This is a genomic window from Pandoraea iniqua (genome assembly GCF_902459685.1).
Taxonomy (GTDB): domain Bacteria; phylum Pseudomonadota; class Gammaproteobacteria; order Burkholderiales; family Burkholderiaceae; genus Pandoraea; species Pandoraea iniqua.
On record NZ_CABPSF010000001.1, the window covers coordinates 420,683 to 442,095 of the forward strand.

Genomic DNA, 21,413 nt, shown 5'->3' on the forward strand with positions numbered 1-21,413 from the left:
ACGACGCCCGCCCGCACAGCCTTGTGCGGCGGGCGTTCCACCAGTGGTGATGCGCGTGTCCCGCAGCGCGAAATTACGCGCGTAGAAATCGTTCCATAACGTAGGGGAAATCTCGGGGATATACGAAAAACGCAACGCTGGACTCGGGAGTTTCATTCGACGTCACCTTTTCGGCTGCCTAAGCTGTTCCGGACATCATCGAAAAGGCCCGCCTCCCCGGCGCGGACCTCAACAAAAAACGGAGCGGCGCGCGACGCCGACGAGGAGACGACACCATGATGAAGCGCCACTTGTGGCTCGCTGTGGCACTTGCGAGCGTTTGCCAGTTCACCTCCATGGCCGCACGCGCCGATGACATCAAGATCGGCGTGCTGGGTCTGTTCTCCGGCTCCGCCTCGTGGTGGGGCACCGAGTACCGCCGCGGTATCAACCTGTGGATGGAGCAGAACAAGAACAAAGTCGGTGACGACACGCTCGTGATTCTGGAGCGCGACGAAGGCGGCGTGAATCCGCAACGCACGCGTCAGCTCGCACAGGAACTCGTGGTGCGCGATCAGGTGCAGTACCTGTTCGGCGGCTCGTTCACGCCGAACGTGCTGGCCATGGCCGACGTGGCCAACCAGACCAAGACGCCGCTCGTGATCGGCAACTCCGGCACGTCGAGCGTGACGCTCAAGTCGCCGTACTTCGTGCGCACCGGCTTCACGCAATGGACCGTGAGCGTGCCGCTGGTCGAGTACGCCGCGAGCAAGGGCATCAAGAACGCCGCCATCGTGGTGGCCGACTTCGCCACGGGCTACGACGCGATCGACGCCTACGCGGAAACCTTCAAGAAAGCCGGCGGCAAGATCAGCGTCGAAGTGAAGGTGCCGCTGGGTACCACCGACTTCTCGAGCTACCTGCAACGTGTGCGCGATGCCAAGCCCGAAGCCGTCTTCATGTTCATGCCGGTGGGCCCGATGTCGGCCGGCTTCGTGAAGGCCTTCAAGGAGCGCGAGCTCGACAAGGCCGGTATTCAGCTCTTCGCGACCACCGAGACGATGGAGTCGGACCTGCCGGCCATCGGCGACAGCGCACTGGGCACGATCACCGCGCTGCACTACTCGCCGTTCCTGACGTCGCCGGAAAACGTGGCGTTCGTGAAGGCCTACAAGGCCAAGTACGGTCCGGGCGCGCTGCCGTCGATTGCGTCGGTGTCGGCGTACGACTCGATGACGCTCATCGCTCAGATGATCAAGGCCACCAAGGGCAAGAAGGATGCCGACAAGGCTATCGCCGCCGTGAAGGGCTACGCGTGGACGAGCGCGCGCGGGCCGGTGTCGATCGACCCGAAGACGCGCGAAATCATCCAGAACGTGTACATCCGTCGCGTAGAGACCATCGACGGCAAGCTCGGCAACAAGCCCATCGAGACGTTCAAGTCGGTGGTCGAGCCGTGGCACCTGAGCCACCCGCAAGTGGCGGCCAAGTAATCCACGCATTCGATGTGATCGATGCGATCGATGCGATCAACGTCATCGATGTGGTCGATGTGACCGATGTAATGGCGAGCGCCCACGCGCTCGCTCCCCCCGCCCCCGGTAATTCCTCATGACGCAATCGCTTGCCACCTTCCTGTCGTTGTCGATCGACGGTGTGGCTTACGGGATGCTGCTGTTTCTCATCTCCGTAGGTCTCACGGTCACGCTCGGCGTGATGCGCGTTGTCAACCTCGCGCATTCCGCCTTCGCCATGATCGGCGGTTATTTCACCCTGTGGGCCATGCAGCACGCGGGGCTCGACTTCTTCGTCGCGCTGCTCGTCGGCGTGGCCGGCACGATGGTGCTCGGCGCCGTGCTGGAGCGCACGCTGTATCGCTGGGTCTACACGGCCAACGGTCTCGGGCAGTTGCTCATGACGATCGGACTGGCGTTCATCATCTGCGCCATCGCCAAGCATCTCGCCGGGACGGAGCTGCAAACCATTCCGGTGCCGCAGGGCCTGCGCGGCACATGGGATCTGGGCGGCTTCTCGGTGTCTATCTATCGCATCTTCGCGCTGGTGTGCAGTGCCGTCGTGGCACTTGGCATCTGGTGGGGGCTGGAGCGCACGCCGTTCGGCGCCAAGTTGCGTGCGGCGGTCGATAACCCGCGCATGGCGCGCTGCGTCGGCATCGACGTGCCGCTGGTGTTCTCGATCACGTTTGCGATCGGTTGCGGCCTGTCGGGGCTCGGCGGGGCGTTGTCCAGCCAGATTCTGCCGCTGGAGCCGTACTACGGGCTGAAGTACCTGGTGCTCGTGCTGATCGTGGTGGCCGCCGGTGGTCTGGGCAGCCTGCGTGGCTCGCTGTACGCCGGTCTGCTGCTCGGTCTCATCGATACGCTGGGGCGCTACTACGTGCCTGCGCTCGGCGCTTTCATGATCTATCTGGCCGTGCTGGCCATTCTGCTGATCCGCCCGCAAGGGCTGGTCGGGCGCGCGTGAGCGGAGGGTGACGATGCAAAACACGAATCCCTCCCAACTGTCGGCGGCCGGTGTGGCACAGGTGGCCCCGGCGCTGCGCCGCAAGCGGCTTGGCGTGCTCGACGCCGTGCTGCTCGTCGCAGCGGTGGCGACGTACTTCTTTGCCGATCTGTATCTCGCGCTCGCCACGAGCGTGGTGATCATGATCATCTTTGCGCTCTCGCTCGATCTCGTGCAGGGCTACTGCGGTATCGAAACGCTCGGTCATGCGGCGTTCTTCGGCAGCGGCGCGTATGCCGCCGGTCTGTTTGCGCTGCACGTCTCGCCGAACCCGCTGCTGGGTCTGGTCGCCGGTGCGCTTGTCGCGGCGGTGGTCGGGTTGATCACAGGCATCGTGGTGCTGCGCGTGAGCGGGCTCACGCAGATCATGCTTACGCTCGCGTGCGCCACGCTGCTGTATGAAGCCGGCAACATCGCCAAGTCGATCACGATGGGCGACGACGGTCTCACCGGCTACACCATCGCCCCGGTGCTCGGCCTGTTCGAGTTCGATATCTACGGCCACACGGCGTACGTCTATGCGCTGGTGGTGCTGGTGGTGGTCTTTCTTTTCACGCAGTTCCTCGTCAACTCGCCGTTCGGTCTGACGGTGCAGGGCATTCGCGAGAACGCCATGCGCATGTCGCTGCTGGGCGTTCGCGTGGGCTTTCGCCGCCTGATGCTGTACACGATCGCTGCTGCGGTGGCCGGTGTGGCCGGTGCGCTCTCCGCGCAGGTCAACAACATCGTGGCACTCGACACGCTGTCGTTCACGCTGTCGGCCAACGTGCTGGTGATGCTGGCGCTGGGCGGCACCGGGCGCCTTTACGGCGCGGTACTCGGCGCCGTGGTGTTCATGGTGTTGTCCGACCGCATTGCCGCCATCGATCCGACCAACTGGCTGGCCGCGTTGGGTGTGCTGCTGATCGTGGTGGTGCGCTTCGCGCCGGACGGCCTCATCGGTGTGGTGGATCGTTTCGCGCTGCGTGCGCGCCGCCGTAATGTTGGCAGTGTTGGCAATGCCTCCGTACCCGTCGATGCGCCCGCCAAGGCGAGCGCAGACAAGGAGGTGACGCTGTGAGCGCCGCACTCGAAATTCAAGGGCTGTCGAAGCGCTTCGGCCAGCTCGACGTCACGCGCAATGTGACGCTCTCGCTGCAAGCCGGGGCACGTCACGCGCTGATCGGCCCGAACGGCGCTGGCAAGAGCACGTTGATGAACCTGCTCACCGGCGTGCTCAAGCCCAACTCGGGCGTGGTGCGCGTGGGCGGCACCGACGTCACGTCGATGCCCTCGCACAAGCGCGTGAAGCTCGGGCTGGCGCGTACGTTCCAACTGAACACGTTGTTCAACACGCTGACCGTGGCCGAGAACGTGGGCCTCGCGCTCACCTCGCGCCGTGGGCTCGACGGCCGTATCGGTAAGCCGCTGGCGAATCGTCCCGAAGTCGTGGAAGAAGCGGCGGAGCGTCTGCGTGCGCTAGGCATGCTCGATCTCGCGGGCCGTCGCATCGATGAGCTCGCCTACGGCCAACGCCGTCAGGTGGAGATTGCGCTGGGGCTGGCACTCGACCCGAAGGTGCTGCTGCTCGACGAACCTGTCGCAGGTGTGCCGTCGGGACAGGGCCGCAAGTTGTTCGACCTGCTCGAACGGTTGCCTGAAGACGTGGCGGTGATGGTCATCGAACACGACATGGATCTGGTCTTCCGTTTTGCGCGCCGTATCACGGTGTTGGTGGAAGGCGCCGTGCTGATGGAAGGCGAGAAGGAAGAAGTGCGCCGCGACCCGCGTGTGCGCGACATTTATCTGGGGCGTCGCCATGACTGACATCCTGCTCGAAGCCGGCGGCCTGAGCGCGGGCTATGGCGAGACCATCGTGCTCGAAGACCTGAGCCTGCGTCTGGCCGCTGGCGAAGCCATCGCCATTCTTGGCCGCAACGGTGTGGGCAAGAGCACGTTGCTGCTCAGCCTGCTCGGGCTGACCACGCGCCACGGCGGCGTGATCCGCTATCTCGAAAACGACATCTCGCATTGGCCTGCCTATAAGCGGGCGCGCGCCGGTCTCGCATTGGTGCCGCAGGAGCGCGAGATCTTCAAGTCGCTCTCCGTCGAAGAGAACCTGCAAGTCTCGGCCATGGGTGACGCATGGACGCTGGAGCGCGTGTACGACCTGTTTCCGCGACTGGCCGAGCGTCGCCGCAATCTGGGCAACCAACTCTCGGGCGGCGAGCAGCAGATGCTCGCCATCGGCCGCGCGCTGATCGGCAACCCCCGTGTGGTGCTGTTCGACGAACCCTTCGAAGGGCTCGCGCCGGTGATCGTCGACCAACTCGTCGACGCGTTCTGGAAGCTGCGTGCCGACGGTGGCATGGGCGTCGTGCTGGTGGAGCAACACGCTGAACTGGGGCTGGAGTTGACCGACCGCGCGCTCGTGCTCGACCGGGGCCGCGAGGTTTGGGCAGGGCGCAGTAGTGAACTCGCGGCGTCGCCGGAATTGCTCGGCGCGCTGGTTGGGCTGGAAAGCGTTTGATCGCCTGTGGATGGCACGACGCATTACGCATCACGAATTGACGGAACATCATGACGACATCACAGAACACCAATACGACGGCGCTCTCCGGCCTCGTCGTCAGCGCCCACTCGGCAGACTTCGTCTGGCGCGCGGCAGGCACCATCGCCACGCACGTGGCGCAGGGCTATCGCATGAAGGTCGTCTGCCTCTCGTTCGGCGAGCGCGGCGAGTCGGCCAAGCTCTGGCGCAAGGGTGCCGAGATGACCGAAGCGAAGGTCAAGGCGGCACGCCGTGAAGAAGCGCAACGCGCGGCCGACATTCTCGGCGCGGAAATCGAGTTTCTCGATATCGGCGACTACCCGATGCGTGTGTCCGACGAGACGCTGTTCCGTCTCGTGGATATCTATCGCGAATTGCAGCCGTCGTTCGTGCTGAGCCACTCGGAGAAAGACCCGTACAACTTCGATCATCCGCTTGCGATGCACGTGACGCAGGAAGCCCGCGTGATTGCGCAGGCCGAAGGCCACAAGCCGGGCGAAAAAGTGATTGGCGCCCCGGCGGTGCTGGCGTTCGAACCGCACCAGACCGAGCAGTGCGAATGGATTCCCAACACGTTTGTCGACATCACGCCGGTGTGGGAGACGAAGCGCGCCGCCATCGAGTGCATGGCCGGTCAGGAACACCTGTGGGATTACTACACGCGCGTCGCCCTGCAACGCGGCGTGCAAGCCAAGCGCAACATCGGCATCACGGCCACGCGCGACATCAAATATGCAGAAGGGCTCATGCGTCTGACGCCCGTCGTTACGGAGCAACTGTCATGATTCGCGGCGTCGTCGTTCGTCAAATTCCCCGCGTCGATGCGGCCACCCTCGACATTCTGCGCAGCGCAGGCAGTGCCACCGTGCATGAGGCGCAGAGCCGTCTCGGCCTGATGGCTACCTACCTGCGCCCGATTTACGCCGGTGCCGCCGTGGCCGGCAGCGCGGTGACCGTGCTGGCACCGCCGTCGGACAACTGGATGCTGCACGTGGCCGTCGAGCAGGCACAGCCCGGCGACATCGTCGTGGTCGGCGTGACCTCGCCGTGCGACGACGGTTACTTCGGCGACCTGCTCGCCACGTCGATGAAAGCACGCGGCGTCGCAGGCCTCGTCATCGACGCCGGTTGCCGTGACATCGCCACGCTGACGGAAATGAAATTCCCGGTCTGGTCGAAAGCCATCTCTTCGCAAGGCACGGTCAAGGAAACGCTCGGCTCGGTGAACGTGCCGGTGGTGTGTGCGAATCAGATCGTGCATCCGGGCGACGTGATCGTGGCCGACGACGACGGCGTGACGGTCGTGCCGTACGCCACGGCGCAAGCGGTCGCGAAAGCCGCTGCGGCGCGCGGTGCCGACGAAGCATACAAGCGCGGTGTGCTCGCGGGCGGCACGCTGGGTCTGGACTACTACAAGATGCGCGAACGTCTCGCCGCCAAGGGCCTGCGCTACGTCGACTCGCTCGACGAGCTCGGCGCATCCGAAGGCAAGTGACGATGACCCCGGGCGAACTCGTGAAGCCATTGCACCTGCACTCGCAAACGCGCATCGACGCGGCGGTCATCCGCGGCGGTACGTCGAAGGGACTGTATTTTCTCGCCGACGATCTGCCCGCCGATGCCGCAACGCGCGACGCTGTGCTGCTCGCTGCGATGGGCTCGCCCGACGCGCGCCAGATCGACGGCATGGGCGGCGCGGACCCGCTCACGAGCAAGGTGGCGATCGTCTCGCGCGCGACGCGTGGCGATGCCGACGTCGATTACCTGTTTGCCCAAGTCGTCGTGGACGAAGCCCGTGTCGACTACGGGCAAAACTGCGGCAACCTGCTTGCAGGTGTGGGGCCGTTCGCGATCGAGCGGGGGCTCGTGGCGACGACGGGCGACGTGACGAACGTCGGCATTCACATGGTCAATACGGGGCAGGTGGCGCTCGCCACAGTGCAGACACCCGCCGACTCGGTGAAGTACGACGGCGACGTGGCCATCGACGGTGTGCCGGGCACGGCCGCCCCGATTCCGCTGATGTTCCGCGATACCGCCGGTTCGACTTGCGGCGCGCTGTTTCCGACCGGACAACGTCAGGATGTCGTCGACGGTGTGGCCGTGACCTGCATCGACAACGGCATGCCGCTGGTGCTGATGCGCGCGGCGGATCTGGGTTGTACCGGCACGGAGTCTTGCGAGCAGTTGGAAGCCGGTGCAGATTTTCAGCCGCTGCGCGAGAAGATCGAATCGATTCGTCTCGCCATCGGCCCGCGTATGAACCTTGGCGACGTGCGCTCGCGTACGGTGCCCAAGATGTGTCTCGTGGCACCGCCGCAAGCGGGCGGCGCACTGCTCACGCGTTGTTTCATTCCGCATCGCTGCCACTCGTCGATCGGCGTGCTGGCGGCGGTCAGTGTGGCGACGGCCGCGGCATTGCCGGGCACCGTCTGTCACGAGATGGCAGTGGTGCCCGATGACGCTGCGCCGCTGTTGTCGATTGAACATCCGACCGGTGAGTTCACCGTGCGTCTGACGCTCGCGCGCAATGACGCTGGCGAGAGCGAGGTGACGGGCGCCGGACTGCTGCGCACCGCGCGCTGGCTCTTCGACGGTCAGGTGTGCATACCGCGTAGCGTCTGGGCGCAGGGAGGGAAGCCATGAGCACCGAACGTCCCCCGTTGCTCATGCTTCCCGGCTTGCTCTGCGATCAGGTGGCGTGGGCCGCCACGGCCGCGCTGCTGCCGGAACACGACTGTCGCGTGCCTGCATGGGGCGCCCTCGACACCATCGAGGCCATGGCGCGCCACGTGCTCGCGACGGTGACCGACCCGCGCTTCGCCGTTGCCGGGCATTCGATGGGCGGGCGCATCGCATTGGAAGTGGTGCGGCTTGCACCGGAACGCGTCACCCATCTGGCATTGCTCGACACGGGGTATCAGGCACTGCCCGAAGGCGAAGCCGCCGAGAAGGAACGCGCGGGCCGCGCTGCACTGCTGGCGCGCTCGCGTGAAGCGGGCATGCGCGCGATGGGGCAGGTGTGGGCCACCGGCATGGTGCATCCCGACCAGATCGGCACGCCGCTGTTCGACGCGATTCTCGACATGATCGAGCGCAGTCATCCCGATCAGTTCGCCGCACAGATTCATGCGCTGCTGGGTCGCCCGGAAGCCACACCGCAACTCGCCGGTATTCAGTGCCCGACGCTGGTTCTGTGCGGCAGGCAAGACACGTGGAGCCCGCTCGCCCGCCACGAAATCATGGCGGGGATGATTCCTCACGCCACGTTGTGCGTGATCGAAGAGAGCGGCCACATGAGCCCGATGGAGCGCCCGCAAGCCGTCGCCGCTGCGCTGCGTGCATGGCTCGCGACAGCGCCTTCTGATCCCGATTCCAATTCCGATTCCGAGTCCGATATCACGGCACGACCCGCATGAGCGCTCAAGACACAACACCCGCGATTGATCAGAACACCCTCGACGCGATGCTCGCCAAGCAGGCGTGTCAGGACCTCGTGATGCGCTTTGCCGCATGCAACGACCGCCGCGATCCGCAGGGGCTCGCCGCGCTCTTCACGGAGAAAGGCGTGTTGGTGCGACCGGGCAGCGACCCGTTGGTCGGGCAGGCGGCAATCGCAGCGGCGTATGCCGACCGCCCTGCCGAGCGGCTCACGCGGCACCTCGTCGGCAACGTACTGATCGATGTGACGTCGGCCACCGGCGCTATCGGCAGCAGCACCGTGCTGCTGTGGAGCGGGTCGACGCAAGACGCGGCAGGGCCGTTCGGGCGTCCTGCGCAGGGCCGGCAGGTGATGGGCGAGTTCGAAGACACGTTCGTCAAGACGGCACAGGGTTGGCGCATCGCGAGACGCGAGGCGCGCTTCACGTTCGTGCGCGACGCGTGAGGGGTCACGTAGCGCGTAACACGTAACGAGCGATTCACGATTTAGCAGTTTGCAGTCTGGAGGTAGCAGGGCAAAAGAAGTCAAAAGGCGGGCCGGCGTCATCGCCACCAGTCCGACGTTTGGCGTGGGGTAGTAGTGCATTCATAAAACAAGGGGACAGAAGTGAAATTGAAATACGCATTGGCCGCAGGCCTGATGCTGGGTGCAGGCCTGGCACAAGCACAAAGCAACGTCACGTTGTACGGGATCGTCGATACCGGCATCGCCTATTACAACAACGCTGCCGGTGGTGGCAGCTTCGTCGGTGAACCGACGCTGACCGGCAAGGTGCCGTCGCGCTTCGGCTTCAAGGGTGTGGAAGATCTGGGCGGCGGTCTCAAAGCTGTCTTCACGTTGGAAAACGGCTTCCAGCCGGGCACGGGCGGCCTGAACTACGGCGGGCGTCTGTTCGGCCGTCAGGCCAACGTCGGTCTGTCGGGTTCGTGGGGTACGTTCCTCATCGGCCGCCAGAACAACATGACGTTCTACGTGACGGGTAACGCGGACGTGATCGGACCGTCGATCTTCTCGCTCGCGAGTATCGACCCGTACATCGCCAACGCGCGTAGCGACAGCGCTGTGGGCTACATGGGCAAGTTCTATGGCGTGACGTTGGGCGCGACGTACAGCTTCGGGCGCGATGGTTCGGCCGCCGGCGGTCCGTCGGCCACGAACTGCGCGGGTAACGTGGCGGGCAACTATCAGGCATGTAAGCAGTTCACCGGCCTGATCGGTTACGACTACGAGAACTTCGGTATTTCGGCATCGTACGACCAGATGCGCGGCAACACGGGCGCCGCCGCACCGCTGACGAGCTCGCAATACACCGACTCGCACGCTGTGATCAATGCGTACTACAAGTGGTCGTCGGGCCGCGTGGGCGGTGGCTGGATTCACCGCAACGTGAGCGCCGATGCCGCATCGCTCAGCTCGGACATCTACTTCCTCGGCTTCACGTACCTGCCGACGATCACGTGGGCGTTCGATGCACAGGCAATCCGTTACCAACTGAAGAGCCGTGCCAACGCGACCATGCTGATCGGCCGCGCTACGTACTCGCTGTCCAAGCGTACGTCGCTGTACGGCATGGCCGGCTGGGTCGCGAACAGCCAGAAGGGTGCCGTGGCGATCGCCGCCGGTGGCACGGTGGTCACCGGTGCAAACCAGTTCGGCACGATGCTGGGTATTCAGCACACGTTCTGATCGCACGGAGTCGTTGCGTCGTTGCATCGCTGATCCGCAGCCGCGAGCTTTGTTGCGCGGTTCTCGGACGGCGATACCGATACGCGGCGCTGCGCGCGTGAATTCGTCCGGGGGGGCGGTTCACATGCTGTGCGGCGCCGCGTCACTCCCTCCTGCTGCGGCATACGACGTGGTGGCGGTGCCGCGCACCACGAGAGAGTGATCCGGCAGACGTCGCGTGGCCGTACCGTGTGCAGCCGTACATTCCCCGAGCTGCACCATCGCGCGCGATCTTCCTGCCCGGCCCGGGTGGTCCAGTCGACCGTTCCCCGGGCCGTCCATTTTTCCCCCGTCAGTGTCGGCGGCGATGTGGTTTTCGCCGCGGGTATCGCGCGCTTGCGACCTTGCCCTGCCGCGCTCTCGTTTTGCATTTCCGGTAACCTGCGCATGTCCCAAAGCGTGACCCAACCCATGCCACCTTCCGCGCCGCTGGCCGACGGACTGAGCGCCCGCGCCCGGCGCATCGCCGTGCCTTCCATCCTGCTCGGCACCTTTCTGGGCAATCTCGACGCGTCCATTGCGAACGTCGCACTGCCGACCATCGCGCGCGATCTGGTGGCCGACCCGGCGTCGACGGTGTGGGTCGTCAACGCCTATCAACTGATTTTCGCCATGGCCGTGCTGCCGCTCGCCGCGCTGGGCGAGAAGCTCGGCTACCGGCGCGTGTTTCTGTTTGGTGTGGCCGGTTTCACCGTGGCATCGCTCGGCTGTGCGCTCGCACCGAATCTGGCGTGGCTGGTGGCGGCGCGTGTCGTGCAGGGCTTGTGTGGTGCGTGCATGTCGACCATCGTGCCGGCGCTGTTGCGGATGGTCTTTCCGCCGAACATGGGCGGCCGCGCGATCTCGTTACTGGCGTTGACTGTCGCGCTCTCGACGGCGGCGGGCCCCAGCGTGGCGGCGGTAATTTTGTCGCTGGGCGACTGGCGCTGGCTGTTCGCCATCAACCTGCCGATCGGTGTGGCCGCTTTCGTCGCATCGTCGCGTTTTCTGCCAGCGACACCGGGGGCCGAGCGGCGGCTCGACGTGCCGGGTGCGCTGCTCAATGCGGTGGCCTTGGCGCTCATCATCATCGGGCTAGGGCATGTGGGCGAAGCGGGGCACCACGGGGTGGCCGCGTTGCAGATCGTGCTCGGACTGGTGGTCGCCGTGATTCTCGTGCGTCATCAGCGTGCACAGACGTCGCCGTTGCTGCCGCTGGATCTGATGCGCGTGCCGGTGCTCGCGTTGTCGTCGCTCACGTCGATCGCCTGTTATATGGCGCAGACGCTCGCGTATGTCGGCATGCCGTTTTTGTTGCAGCATGCGTTCGCGCGCGGTGAAGCGGTGACGGGGTTGCTGATCACGCCTTGGCCACTGGTGATCGTGTTTGTCGCACCGCTCGCGGGCCGCTGGTCCGACCGCTTCGATAGCGCGCGCATGAGTGCGCTGGGGCTGGGGGTGTTTGCCGTGGGGCTGGCGTCGCTCGCGTGGTTGCCGCCAGACGCCTCGAACTGGGGCATCGCCGCGCGCATGGCGGTGTGCGGTATCGGCTTCGGGTTCTTCCAGACGCCCAATAATCGCATCATCATGATGGGCGCACCGCGCGAGCGCAGCGGGGCAGCCAGCGGGCTGATGACGATTGCCCGCACGGTTGGCATGACGCTGGGGGCCGCGCTCGTCGCGTTGCTTTTCGACGTGTATGGCGCTGCCGGGGCGCACGCGGCGATGGTGGCGGCGACGGTGCTGGCGGCGGTGGGCGGTGGGGTCAGTTTGCTGCGGGTGAGGGCGAAGGCCAGCGCCAAGACCTAGGCGACATGTGCGACGGTCGCGACGTGCGCTGCATAAGGGTTCCGGCTTCTGACCCTGCTTCCGTCCCCGCTACCGTCCTCGTAAGGCTGGCTGAGTCGATTTGTCAAAGCGCGCCTTGCGCGATAGCATCGTGCCTTTCCGTGGTTTCGCTGCGGTGCCCGCCGGGCACTGCGCGCCCCAATGCCGGTGTCCCCCGTGTCTCCTTCTCACGTACTGAGCCGACGCCGCCGGGCGAACCGCGCCCGCAGCGAACATGGCGGCCGCGGCCCGGTCTGGCTGTTCGATCTCGACAACACGCTGCATCGCGCGTCGCACGCGATCTTTCCGCGCATTAACCGCGCGATGACGGCGTATATCGTCGAAAAACTGGGCTTGCCACACGACGAGGCGAACCGCCTGCGGTTTTCCTATACGCAACGATACGGCGCGGTGCTGCTCGGGCTCATCAAGCATCACGCCATCGATCCGCACGACTTTCTGGCACGGGTGCACGAGCTGCCGCCGCTGGCCGAGGTGCTGCGCGCCGAGCGCGGGCTCGGCCGGCTGCTCGCGGGGTTGCCCGGGCGCAAGATTCTGCTGACCAATGCCCCCGCGGCTTACGCCATGGCGATTGTCGATGCGTTGGGCATTCGCCGGCATTTCGAGCGCTGCGTCAGCATCGAAGACATGGCCGACCGGCATGCATGGCGAGCCAAACCGGACGCGATCATGCTGCGCCGGTTGTTGGCGAAGGAAGACCTCGCGCCGCACCGGACGTGGCTGGTCGAAGATACGCGCTCGCATCTGAAGCATCTGCGGCATTTCGGCATCGGCACCGTATGGATTACGGGGCATCTGCCGACGAGAAACAGCCACGGCGACGTGATGCCGCGCAGTGGGCGCCCACACTATGTGGATATCAAAGTACAATCTCTGCGCGAGTTACGGGCGCGCCTTGCGACCGGGGCCGGCGCGAGACGCATCGCCCGGGCCGCCCGACAATCAAATCCCTACCGATAACGACCAGACGATGCAGCAGGAAAACTCTTCGAGCGGGGCCGGTTACGGCACCGCCGATGCGCTGGAGGCCGCCCCCGCGCCGGTGAAGACCACTCGCCCCAAACCGGGCGAGCGCCGTGTGCAGGTTCTGCAAACCCTCGCGGCCATGCTCGAGACGCCTAAGGGCGAGAAGATCACCACGGCCGCGCTCGCCGCGCGCCTGGATGTCTCGGAAGCGGCGCTCTATCGCCACTTCGCGAGCAAGGCGCAGATGTTCGAAGGGCTCATCGAGTTCATCGAACAGACCATTTTCGGTCTGATCAATCAGATCTCCGCACAGGATCAGGACGGCGTGACGCAAGCGCGCGCCATCGTGCTGATGCTGCTCGGTTTCGCCGAGAAGAACCCGGGCATGACCCGCGTGCTTACGGGCGAAGCGCTGGTGGGCGAGCACGAGCGTCTGCAAGAGCGCATGAACCAGCTGCTCGACCGTATCGAGGCGTCGCTGCGTCAGGTGCTGCGTCTGGCCGCCGCACAGGGCACGCTGCCGGAAACGTTCGACGCAAACTCGCGGGCCAACCTGCTCGTGTCGTACGTGCTGGGCCGCTGGCACCGTTTTGCCAAGAGTGGCTTCAAGCGCACGCCGACCGAAGGCGCCGACCCGCAAGTTACGGCGCTGCTGCGCTAAGTGGCATCGATGGGCGAACGGCACCGTTCGCCCATGCGTTTGTCCACGTGAGCACTTGACCGCTGCCGGTACCTGACGTTCGCCCTCATGTATGGGGCATGTATGTGTCGGGCGCCGATTCCGCAGATTACGTTATACTTTTGCAACTCGTGATGAGCCGCTGCCATGCAGACGGTATTGTTACGATGACTGGCGCGCCGATTTGGTGACTCGATTGCGGGCGCGCGAGTGGCTTTGACAGGGGCTTGTTCCGTCGAAGGCACTCAATACAAATGCGGCTAAAGAGGTCGTTCGCGCACCCCGCCCGTTTTTCGTCGACCCCTTTTCCCGCACAGAACGCCTAAGAAACGCTGCCGTTGTTACGGACAGCGCGACCGGCATGTTTCGGACAGGAAATATGGAATCGTCAATCGGAATCGTCACGCCACAGCGGATGCATTTTGCGCAGCCGCTGGCACTGCAAAACGGCAGCACCCTCGCGGGCTACGACCTGATGGTCGAGACCTACGGCGAGTTGAATGCCGATCGCAGCAACGCCGTGCTGGTGTGCCACGCGCTCAACGCGTCGCACCACGTGGCGGGCATCGCCGCCGATAACCCCAAGGACATCGGCTGGTGGGACAACATGGTCGGGCCCGGCAAGCCGCTCGACACCAATCGCTTCTTCGTCATCGGGGTGAACAACCTCGGCTCGTGCTTCGGCTCGACCGGGCCGATGAGTCTCGATGAAGCCACGGGCACGCCCTACGGCGCCCGCTTCCCCGTCGTGACCGTCGAAGACTGGGTCAATGCGCAGGCGCGCGTGGCCGACGTGTTCGGTATCCAGAAATTCGCGGCAGTGATGGGCGGCAGCCTCGGCGGCATGCAGGCGCTGGCGTGGAGCATCATGTATCCCGAGCGTGTCGGGCACTGTCTGGTGATCGCGTCCACGCCGAAGCTCTCGGCACAGAACATCGCTTTCAACGAAGTGGCCCGCTCGGCCATTCTCTCCGACCCCGATTTCCATGGCGGCGACTACTACGCGCACGGTGTCGTGCCGCGTCGTGGCTTGCGTGTCGCGCGCATGATCGGCCACATCACCTATCTCTCCGACGAAGACATGGCGACCAAGTTCGGCCGTGCGCTGCGTCGCGCGGAAGTGCTGGTCGATGGCGTGAAGGGGGCGGAAGGCGGCGCTGCCGCTCAGGACGACAGCTATCGCTTCAGCTTCGACGTGGAGTTCGAGGTGGAGTCGTACCTGCGCTATCAGGGCGACAAGTTTGCCGAGTACTTCGACGCCAACACGTATCTGTTGATCACGCGCGCGCTCGATTATTTCGACCCGGCCCGCACGGTCGGCGGCGACCTCTCGCGTGCGCTCGCCCACACTACGGCCAAGTATCTGATCGTGTCGTTTGCGACCGACTGGCGCTTCGCACCGGCCCGCTCGCGTGAAATCGTCAAGGCGCTGCTCGATACGCGCCGCACCGTGAGCTACGCCGAAATCGACGCGCCGCACGGCCACGACGCTTTCCTGCTGACCGATCCGCGCTATCACAATCTGGTGCGCGCTTATTACGAACGTATCGCCGAGGAGGTGGGGGTATGAGCCAGTCCACGGAACCGTCCAAGACGCCCACGACCAGTGCGCAAGCCGCACGTCTCGCGGCATCGGGCAATCAGATTACGGCGTCGCTCGCCGACCGCGCCGACTTCCGCGTGATCGCACGCTGGATCGAGCCGGGCTCACAGGTGCTCGATCTCGGATGCAGCGACGGCTCGCTGCTGCGTCTGCTGGTCGACGAACTCGACGTGAGCGGCTACGGCATCGAGATCGACGACGCGGGCGTGCTGGCCTCGTCCAAGCGCGGCATCAACGTCATTCAGCAGAATATGGAAGGCGGGCTCGCGCTGTTCGAAGACAACAGCTTCGACACGGTCATCCTGTCGCAGACGCTGCAAACCATTCACCGCACGGCAGATATTCTGCGCGAGACGGTGCGGGTGGGCCGCGAAGCCATCGTGTCGTTCCCGAATTTCGGCTACTGGCCGCATCGGCTGTCGGTGTTACAGGGCCGGATGCCGGTGTCGAAGAGCCTGCCGTTCCAGTGGCACAACACGCCGAACGTGCGGGTGCTGACGATCAAAGATTTCGAAGCGCTGGCCCCCGAAGTCGGCGTGGAGATTCTGGATCGCGCGGTGCTGCATAACGGGCGTCTCGTGTCGGTGGGCGCGAACTGGCGTGGTAGTCTTGCGGTCTATCGCGTCAAGCGTTCCTGAACCGACGGTTGCGGCGGCGGGGCGGCGCGCCGGGTGCTCCTGATTCGACGTCGACAACGATCGACGCACGGGAGCGAGGGGCGGAGGCCGTTCGTCGCGCGCAGCCGGCCCCAATTGTCCTGTCCATGACCGATTCGATGCCGCCCGACGACGGGCGAGTGTTCCACCCCACGCGGATGATCATCTGCGTGATTCTCGGCTTCACCTCCGGCTTGCCGTTGTTCATTCTGCTCAATCTCGTGCAGGCGTGGCTGCGCAGCGAGCAGGTGGACCTCAAGGCGATCGGCCTGTTTGCGCTGATTCAATTCCCCTACACATGGAAGTTTCTGTGGGCGCCGCTCATGGATCGCTTCGCGCCGAATCTGTTCGGGTGGAAGCCCGGGCGCCGGCGTGGCTGGATGTTCGTCACGCAGTTGCTCGTGGCCGGGGCCGTGGCGCTGATGGGGACGTACTCGCCGCAACGCGATCTGATGACGATTGCCGCGCTCGCGGCGGCGCTTGCGTTCTTCAGTGCGAGTCTCGACATCTGTCTCGATGCCTACCGCCGCGAGTTGCTCTCCGACCGGGAGCAGGGGCTGGGCACGGCGATGCACGTGAACGCGTACAAGGTGGCCGGGCTGGTGCCCGGGTCGCTCGCGCTGATCATGGCCGATCATCTGCCGTGGTCGCAGGTGTTCTTCGTGACGGCCGCATTCATGCTGCCGGGGCTGGTGATGACGCTGGTCGTCAAGGAACCGGCCATTCGCGGCACGCCGCCCAAGACGCTGCGCGAAGCGGTGGTCGAGCCGTTCCATGAGTTCGTAACGCGCGGTGGCTGGACGAAAGCGCTGCTGGTGCTCGCGTTCATCTTCTTGTACAAGCTGGGCGATTCGATGGCGACGTCGCTGGCGACGTCGTTCTATCTGGATCTGGGTTTCACCAAGACGCAGATTGGCGTCGTAGCGAAGGCCACGAGCCTGTGGGCGAGCGTGGCCGGCGGGATCATCGGCGGTATCTGGCTGATCAAGCTAGGCATCAACCGCGGGCTGTGGGTGTTCGGCGTGCTGCAACTGGTGTCGGTGCTCGGCTTCGCGTGGCTGGCAGAAGCCGGCGCCGTGGTGGCGGGACTCGGCGCGGTGATCGCGTTCGAGGCGTTCACGGCGGGGCTGGGGACGGCGGCATTTACGGCGTACATCGCTCGCACGACGGACCCGCGCTACACCGCGACGCAATTCGCCCTGTTCACCAGTCTCGCCTCCGTGCCGCGCACGTTTGCGAACGCGGGCACGGGGTACATCGTGGATGGGGTGGGCTGGCTGACGTTCTTCCTGATCTGCACTGTGCTGGCGGTGCCCGGCATGCTGCTGCTGCCGAAGGTCGCGCCTTGGGGCGCAGACGATGCAGGCGATGCGGACGATGCCGACGATGAGGGCAGCGTCGCTCAGACGCCGCGATAGGCCACCTTCTGGCGCTTGACCACTTGTGTGGCGAAGTCCGCATCGGGCGGAATCGGCTCCCAGAAGAAGTCGCGCTGGAAGATCGGCAGGAAGTTGAATTTCCGCGAGCGGAAGATGCCCCGGTTGCGTTTGAATTCGCTATACCGATCGCCCGTGAACTGTCGGTTCACCGAGGTGAAGGGCAGCAGACGCTCCGCGATGTCCGGGAAGTCGAACTTCGGATAGTCTTTCGCGAGCGTCTCCAGCACGTCGAACTGATCCTGGCCGATGACCTGAATCGCCGTCTCCGGCATGGCGTAGCGCTGTGCCCACATGACGTGCCAGCCCGACTGGGTGTCATTGATGAAGTCGACGATCTGCTGGCTCAGCGTGTAGGCATCGGATTCGATGTGCACGATCTTGTCGGCACCCATGGCGCGCGCGAGCGTCACCGAGTGCAGAAAGCTGCGCCACCATCCGGGGTAGAGGCTCATGCTCTGGCGCCCCAGATTGTTCTCGAAGCGCACGATGGCGTGCACGTCGTCATGCGCCGAGAGGTCGCTGCCGGCGGGCACCGTACGGACGAGCCCGGCCGGCGGGAGATACGGCGAGCCGTCGTCGATCATCACCATCTTGTCGGCGTGGATCGGTCCGTTCCGGTAGAAGTCGAGCCAGCGCTGATACCGTTGCTGCCAAGCCTCGGCATCCTTCATGTAGCAAGTACAAAACAACAGGGTCTTCATCGGGCGATCCGTTACAGCGCGTGATCGTAGTCAATGATCAGCGGTGCGTGATCGCTGAACTTGATGTCGCGGAAGACGGACGTGGTTTTGGCCTTGCCGGCGATGCCCGGCGTGGCGATCTGGTAGTCGATGCGCCACCCGACGTTCTTCGCATACGCCTGCCCGCGGTTGCTCCACCACGTGTATTGCTCCGCGCGCTGATCCAGCGTACGGAAGACGTCCACATAGCCGTGGTCGTCGAACAGTTGCGTGAGCCATGCGCGCTCTTCCGGCAGGAAACCCGAGTTCTTCAGATTGCCCTTCCAGTTCTTGATGTCGATTTCCTTGTGCGCGATGTTCACGTCGCCGCACAACACGACTTCGCGCCCGGCGGCTTTCAACGCCAGCAAGTGCGGCATGAAGTCGGCCATGAAGCGGAACTTGGCCGCCTGACGTTCTTCACCGCTCGAGCCCGACGGGATGTACACCGAAATCACCGACAGGTTGCCGTAGCGCACTTCGACATAACGCCCTTCGGCGTCGAACTCTTGCTGACCCCAGCCGATCACGATGTCGTCGGGCTCGCGGCGCACGTACACGCCTGCACCGCTGTAGCCTTTCTTCTCGGCGTAGTGGAAGTAGCCCTGATAGTCGTGCGGCTTGAGAAAGTCCGGCGTCATGTCCGGCAGTTGTGCCTTGATTTCCTGCACACACAGGATATCGGCGTCCTGATTGCCGAACCACTCGAAAAAGCCCTTCTTGGAGGCCGATCGCACGCCGTTCAGATTCGCGGTGATGATGCGCATAGGTATCGATGTGCCGCGCTCGTCGCGCGGCCGGGGGGAAGAATTTGTAAGCGGCAAGGATACCGCAATCGTTTGAAGGCGGGCGTCGTTGGCCGCGCGTGGATGCCGTGTCGGCCTGTCAGCGTGTCAGCGCGCAGGCTGGCGCCGTGTGGCGCCCGCAATCGCCGCTTGTGCCGCCTTGACGTCGCCGTCACCGCCGGGGCCGAGGATGTCGCGCGCGAGCGCGAGCCAACGGCGCGCTGCATGCGAGAGATAAGAATCGCGTCGCCACGCCATCGCGAGATCCCACGGAATCTCCGGATCGCGGATATCCGCGATGACGAAGCGCTTCGGATCGAGCCGCGCGCAGAACGGCTCGGGCAGCAAGGCAATGCCGACGCCGTTATCGACCATCGACGCAATGAAGTCCCACTGGCTTGAGCGTCCGGCAATCTTCGGCGTGAAGCCCGCCCGCCGGCACGCCGCAATCACGAATTCCGACAGCGCGAAGCCTTCGCCATAAAACACGAACGGCTCGTCGCGAAGCTCGCCCAGCCCGACCGAGGCGCGGCCTTCCCACGACGACTCACGCGGTGCGATCAAGCGCAACTGGTAATGGCACACCGGGAGCACGTCGAGAATCGCCGGGTCGATCGGCAGCAGCACGGCACCCAGTTCGATGTCGCCCGCCAGCAGCGCCTGCTCGATGGCCCGGGAGCCGGTCTCGAACAACTTCATTTCGATATCCGGATAGTGCTGGTGAAAGGCCCCGATCACCGGGATGAACAGATCGCCACCGAGTGGCGGAATGCCGATCGACAGTTCACCGCGCGCGACCGACTCCAGATCCGACAGCTCCTGTTGCAAACGGGCGTAGGCGGCGAGCACGTCCTGACCGCGCTCGAACACCACCCGGCCGGCGTCGGTGAGTTGCAGCCGGCGGCCCATGCCGCGCTCTTCTCGCAGCATGAGCGGCGTGCCGAGCTCGTCTTCGAGCGCCTTGACCATTTTGCTCACCGTTGGCTGCGTGACAAAGAGCGCTTCGGCCGCCGCCGTGAAGCTCTGCTGTCGCACAACTTCCACAAATCCTCGCAAGGCACGCAGTTCCATTTCGGGGCTCCCGATTGCACCATTTTGGTGCTAAAGGCCGGAAAGCCCCGCCAGATAAGGCTTTCTCATGCACTATTAGGGTTAATACTTAAATTATTCCAATTTGGAATCGATTTGATAATTGTAATTCATTATATTTATGTTGCAGCGCTTCCTATACTGCACTCCATGTTGATGCAAAACCCTAGGGAGAGTGCCATGACCAAGATGATCGCCAGCCGTCTGTATAGCCGCAGCAAGCGCGCCGTGGACGTGGTGTGGCAGATCGCCCTGCTCACCGGCATTTATCTGGTGGCGGATGCTGCGGCGCGTCATTTTAATTTGCCCCTGCCGGGTGGTGTGCTCGGCTTGTTCGCCGTAGTCGGTCTGCTCATGAGCGGCGTGCTCAAGGCCGACAAGATCAAGCGCGGCGCCGACTGGTTTCTGGCCGAGATGATTCTCTTCTTCGTGCCGATGGTCGCCGCCGTCATGCAATACACCGATCTGCTGCGCCACGAAGGCCTGCAACTGCTCGCCGTGATCGGCGTGGGCACCGTGCTCGTGATGGTCTCGACGGCACTGGCCGTGGATCTCGCCTGCCGCGCCGAGCGCCGCATGAAGGCCGCCTTCGTGCGCCTGCCGGCACGCCGCGCCGCACACGCTCACGACGTTCGCTGATTGTTGATCGTTGCTAATCGCCGCTAATGGCGCCTGACGGCTCGCTCGCTTCACTTCGATAGTGGCAGCGGGCGCCGCGGGTGGCGCCACAACGCCAGCCTTAATCTCTCGCCGGATACTGTCATGAATCATACGGCGCTGCTTCTGCTCGCTCTTACGGTGGTCTTCTACTACGTGTCGAAGCGTCTTTACGCGCGCTTCGGCAAGGTGTGGCTCGGCCCGGCCATTCTCGCGCCGGTGCTGCTCATCGCCGTGATGGTCGGCGGCGATATCTCGTACACCACTTACATCTCGGATTCGCGCTGGCTCGTCTGGCTGCTCGGCCCCACGACCATCGCGTTCGCCGTGCCGATCTACGAACATCGCGACATCATTCGCCGTCACGCATTTGCGCTCACCGTGGGCGTGCTCGTCGCGATGATCGTGGCGGTCGGCAGCTCGTTCGTGCTGGCGCGTCTGTTTGAGTTGCCGCCGGAAATGGCGCGCAGTCTGCTCGCCCGGTCGATCTCGACGCCGTTTGCGCTCGTGGTCTCCGACAAGGTCGGCGGCTCGCGCGATCTGGTGGGGTTGTTCGTGATCGTCACCGGCTTCATCGGCATGTTGCTAGGCGAGGCGCTCTTGTCGTGGCTGCCGTTGCGTACCCGCATGGCGCGTGGCGCGCCGTTCGGCGCCGGGGCGCACGGGTTCGGCACGGCCAAGGCGCGCCAGATCGGCAGCGAAGAGGGCGTGGTCGCGAGCCTCGTGATGATGATCAACGGCATCGTGATGGTGTTCGCCGCGCCGCTGCTTACGCACTTGCCGATCTGATGATG

The 21,413-nt window shown here is 64.5% G+C and carries 22 protein-coding genes; 19 read left to right on the forward strand and 3 right to left on the reverse strand.

Annotated elements, in window-relative coordinates; genetic code table 11:
* Positions 1 to 275 precede the first annotated feature (275 nt).
* From PIN31009_RS01740 to PIN31009_RS01820, 17 genes are all read left to right on the forward strand, one after another.
* Positions 276 to 1,472, forward strand: a complete 1,197-nt coding sequence (locus PIN31009_RS01740) for an ABC transporter substrate-binding protein (RefSeq protein ID WP_150682763.1) — start codon at positions 276 to 278, stop codon at positions 1,470 to 1,472.
* A 118-nt stretch (positions 1,473 to 1,590) separates the two neighbouring features.
* The gene (locus PIN31009_RS01745) at positions 1,591 to 2,463 is read left to right on the forward strand and encodes a branched-chain amino acid ABC transporter permease (RefSeq protein ID WP_058376841.1); all 873 of its coding nucleotides are present in this window, start codon (positions 1,591 to 1,593) and stop codon (positions 2,461 to 2,463) included.
* A gap of 13 nt (positions 2,464 to 2,476) precedes the next feature.
* Complete coding sequence (locus PIN31009_RS01750; protein WP_150789112.1) at positions 2,477 to 3,562, forward strand: branched-chain amino acid ABC transporter permease; 1,086 nt, start codon at positions 2,477 to 2,479, stop codon at positions 3,560 to 3,562.
* Positions 3,559 to 4,308, forward strand: a complete 750-nt coding sequence (locus tag PIN31009_RS01755; RefSeq protein ID WP_087721760.1) for an ABC transporter ATP-binding protein — start codon at positions 3,559 to 3,561, stop codon at positions 4,306 to 4,308. The genes PIN31009_RS01750 and PIN31009_RS01755 overlap by 4 nt, the downstream gene beginning before the upstream one ends.
* The gene (locus PIN31009_RS01760) at positions 4,301 to 5,011 is read left to right on the forward strand and encodes an ABC transporter ATP-binding protein (protein WP_150789113.1); all 711 of its coding nucleotides are present in this window, start codon (positions 4,301 to 4,303) and stop codon (positions 5,009 to 5,011) included. Before PIN31009_RS01755 ends, PIN31009_RS01760 begins: the two co-directional genes overlap by 8 nt.
* Before the next feature lie 50 nt (positions 5,012 to 5,061).
* Positions 5,062 to 5,817 (forward strand): PIG-L deacetylase family protein, encoded by a 756-nt coding sequence (locus PIN31009_RS01765; protein WP_058376845.1) that lies wholly within the window; start codon positions 5,062 to 5,064, stop codon positions 5,815 to 5,817.
* Positions 5,814 to 6,527 (forward strand): 4-carboxy-4-hydroxy-2-oxoadipate aldolase/oxaloacetate decarboxylase, encoded by a 714-nt coding sequence (locus tag PIN31009_RS01770; RefSeq protein ID WP_174996888.1) that lies wholly within the window; start codon positions 5,814 to 5,816, stop codon positions 6,525 to 6,527. The genes PIN31009_RS01765 and PIN31009_RS01770 overlap by 4 nt, the downstream gene beginning before the upstream one ends.
* Positions 6,528 to 6,529: 2 nt before the next feature.
* Positions 6,530 to 7,678, forward strand: a complete 1,149-nt coding sequence (locus tag PIN31009_RS01775; RefSeq protein WP_150789610.1) for a 4-oxalomesaconate tautomerase — start codon at positions 6,530 to 6,532, stop codon at positions 7,676 to 7,678.
* Positions 7,675 to 8,451 carry an alpha/beta fold hydrolase gene (locus PIN31009_RS01780; protein WP_150789114.1) on the forward strand — a complete coding sequence of 259 codons (777 nt, stop codon included), beginning with the start codon at positions 7,675 to 7,677 and terminating at the stop codon, positions 8,449 to 8,451. Before PIN31009_RS01775 ends, PIN31009_RS01780 begins: the two co-directional genes overlap by 4 nt.
* Positions 8,448 to 8,918, forward strand: a complete 471-nt coding sequence (locus tag PIN31009_RS01785) for a nuclear transport factor 2 family protein (protein WP_246185474.1) — start codon at positions 8,448 to 8,450, stop codon at positions 8,916 to 8,918. Before PIN31009_RS01780 ends, PIN31009_RS01785 begins: the two co-directional genes overlap by 4 nt.
* Before the next feature lie 195 nt (positions 8,919 to 9,113).
* Complete coding sequence (locus PIN31009_RS01790) at positions 9,114 to 10,160, forward strand: porin (protein WP_150683411.1); 1,047 nt, start codon at positions 9,114 to 9,116, stop codon at positions 10,158 to 10,160.
* A 426-nt stretch (positions 10,161 to 10,586) separates the two neighbouring features.
* Entirely contained in the window at positions 10,587 to 11,987 is a 1,401-nt protein-coding gene (locus PIN31009_RS01795; RefSeq protein WP_246185475.1) for an MFS transporter, read from the forward strand.
* A 180-nt stretch (positions 11,988 to 12,167) separates the two neighbouring features.
* Complete coding sequence (locus tag PIN31009_RS01800) at positions 12,168 to 12,986, forward strand: pyrimidine 5'-nucleotidase (protein WP_174995943.1); 819 nt, start codon at positions 12,168 to 12,170, stop codon at positions 12,984 to 12,986.
* Positions 12,987 to 12,996: 10 nt separating this feature from the next.
* Entirely contained in the window at positions 12,997 to 13,653 is a 657-nt protein-coding gene (gene slmA / locus PIN31009_RS01805; RefSeq protein WP_150682768.1) for a nucleoid occlusion factor SlmA, read from the forward strand.
* A 379-nt stretch (positions 13,654 to 14,032) separates the two neighbouring features.
* A complete protein-coding gene (gene metX, locus PIN31009_RS01810) occupies positions 14,033 to 15,241 on the forward strand; it encodes a homoserine O-succinyltransferase MetX (RefSeq protein ID WP_425495452.1) in 1,209 nt (402 codons plus the stop codon).
* Entirely contained in the window at positions 15,238 to 15,912 is a 675-nt protein-coding gene (metW, locus tag PIN31009_RS01815; RefSeq protein ID WP_246185476.1) for a methionine biosynthesis protein MetW, read from the forward strand. The genes metX and metW overlap by 4 nt, the downstream gene beginning before the upstream one ends.
* Positions 15,913 to 16,037: 125 nt before the next feature.
* The gene (locus tag PIN31009_RS01820) at positions 16,038 to 17,348 is read left to right on the forward strand and encodes an AmpG family muropeptide MFS transporter (protein ID WP_150789116.1); all 1,311 of its coding nucleotides are present in this window, start codon (positions 16,038 to 16,040) and stop codon (positions 17,346 to 17,348) included.
* Here PIN31009_RS01820 and PIN31009_RS01825 read toward each other — a convergent pair.
* The 3 genes from PIN31009_RS01825 to PIN31009_RS01835 form a co-directional block, all read right to left on the reverse strand.
* Positions 17,333 to 18,070 (reverse strand): hypothetical protein, encoded by a 738-nt coding sequence (locus tag PIN31009_RS01825; protein ID WP_150789117.1) that lies wholly within the window; start codon positions 18,068 to 18,070, stop codon positions 17,333 to 17,335. The genes PIN31009_RS01820 and PIN31009_RS01825 overlap by 16 nt on opposite strands.
* Positions 18,071 to 18,081: 11 nt before the next feature.
* Positions 18,082 to 18,855, reverse strand: a complete 774-nt coding sequence (locus PIN31009_RS01830) for an exodeoxyribonuclease III (RefSeq protein WP_087690298.1) — start codon at positions 18,853 to 18,855, stop codon at positions 18,082 to 18,084.
* 126 nt (positions 18,856 to 18,981) lie between these two features.
* The gene (locus tag PIN31009_RS01835) at positions 18,982 to 19,944 is read right to left on the reverse strand and encodes a LysR family transcriptional regulator (RefSeq protein WP_058376857.1); all 963 of its coding nucleotides are present in this window, start codon (positions 19,942 to 19,944) and stop codon (positions 18,982 to 18,984) included.
* Between the two features lie 198 nt (positions 19,945 to 20,142).
* Here PIN31009_RS01835 and PIN31009_RS01840 point away from each other — a divergent pair, with 198 nt between their 5' ends.
* Together PIN31009_RS01840 and PIN31009_RS01845 are read left to right on the forward strand one after the other, a co-directional pair.
* A complete protein-coding gene (locus PIN31009_RS01840) occupies positions 20,143 to 20,601 on the forward strand; it encodes a CidA/LrgA family protein (RefSeq protein ID WP_150682773.1) in 459 nt (152 codons plus the stop codon).
* 123 nt (positions 20,602 to 20,724) lie between these two features.
* On the forward strand, positions 20,725 to 21,408 hold the full coding sequence (locus PIN31009_RS01845) for an LrgB family protein (protein ID WP_058376859.1): 684 nt from the start codon (positions 20,725 to 20,727) through the stop codon (positions 21,406 to 21,408).
* Positions 21,409 to 21,413: the final 5 nt, after the last annotated feature.

Excerpts from the sequence above, each read along its gene's own strand:
- PIN31009_RS01795 (WP_246185475.1), top strand. The coding sequence starts at position 10,587 with ATGTCCCAAAGCGTGACCCAACCCATGCCACCTTCCGCGCCGCTGGCC.
- PIN31009_RS01750 (WP_150789112.1), top strand. The coding sequence starts at position 2,477 with ATGCAAAACACGAATCCCTCCCAACTGTCGGCGGCCGGTGTGGCACAG.
- PIN31009_RS01845 (WP_058376859.1), top strand. The coding sequence starts at position 20,725 with ATGAATCATACGGCGCTGCTTCTGCTCGCTCTTACGGTGGTCTTCTAC.
- PIN31009_RS01820 (WP_150789116.1), top strand. The coding sequence starts at position 16,038 with ATGACCGATTCGATGCCGCCCGACGACGGGCGAGTGTTCCACCCCACG.
- PIN31009_RS01800 (WP_174995943.1), top strand. The coding sequence starts at position 12,168 with ATGCCGGTGTCCCCCGTGTCTCCTTCTCACGTACTGAGCCGACGCCGC.
- PIN31009_RS01790 (WP_150683411.1), top strand. The coding sequence starts at position 9,114 with ATGCTGGGTGCAGGCCTGGCACAAGCACAAAGCAACGTCACGTTGTAC.
- slmA (WP_150682768.1), top strand. The coding sequence starts at position 12,997 with ATGCAGCAGGAAAACTCTTCGAGCGGGGCCGGTTACGGCACCGCCGAT.
- PIN31009_RS01775 (WP_150789610.1), top strand. The coding sequence starts at position 6,530 with ATGACCCCGGGCGAACTCGTGAAGCCATTGCACCTGCACTCGCAAACG.
- PIN31009_RS01770 (WP_174996888.1), top strand. The coding sequence starts at position 5,814 with ATGATTCGCGGCGTCGTCGTTCGTCAAATTCCCCGCGTCGATGCGGCC.
- PIN31009_RS01840 (WP_150682773.1), top strand. The coding sequence starts at position 20,143 with ATGACCAAGATGATCGCCAGCCGTCTGTATAGCCGCAGCAAGCGCGCC.
- metW (WP_246185476.1), top strand. The coding sequence starts at position 15,238 with ATGAGCCAGTCCACGGAACCGTCCAAGACGCCCACGACCAGTGCGCAA.
- PIN31009_RS01760 (WP_150789113.1), top strand. The coding sequence starts at position 4,301 with ATGACTGACATCCTGCTCGAAGCCGGCGGCCTGAGCGCGGGCTATGGC.
- PIN31009_RS01830 (WP_087690298.1), bottom strand. The coding sequence starts at position 18,855 with ATGCGCATCATCACCGCGAATCTGAACGGCGTGCGATCGGCCTCCAAG.
- metX (WP_425495452.1), top strand. The coding sequence starts at position 14,033 with ATGTTTCGGACAGGAAATATGGAATCGTCAATCGGAATCGTCACGCCA.
- PIN31009_RS01785 (WP_246185474.1), top strand. The coding sequence starts at position 8,448 with ATGAGCGCTCAAGACACAACACCCGCGATTGATCAGAACACCCTCGAC.
- PIN31009_RS01780 (WP_150789114.1), top strand. The coding sequence starts at position 7,675 with ATGAGCACCGAACGTCCCCCGTTGCTCATGCTTCCCGGCTTGCTCTGC.
- PIN31009_RS01825 (WP_150789117.1), bottom strand. The coding sequence starts at position 18,070 with ATGAAGACCCTGTTGTTTTGTACTTGCTACATGAAGGATGCCGAGGCT.
- PIN31009_RS01765 (WP_058376845.1), top strand. The coding sequence starts at position 5,062 with ATGACGACATCACAGAACACCAATACGACGGCGCTCTCCGGCCTCGTC.
- PIN31009_RS01740 (WP_150682763.1), top strand. The coding sequence starts at position 276 with ATGATGAAGCGCCACTTGTGGCTCGCTGTGGCACTTGCGAGCGTTTGC.
- PIN31009_RS01835 (WP_058376857.1), bottom strand. The coding sequence starts at position 19,944 with ATGGAACTGCGTGCCTTGCGAGGATTTGTGGAAGTTGTGCGACAGCAG.
- PIN31009_RS01745 (WP_058376841.1), top strand. The coding sequence starts at position 1,591 with ATGACGCAATCGCTTGCCACCTTCCTGTCGTTGTCGATCGACGGTGTG.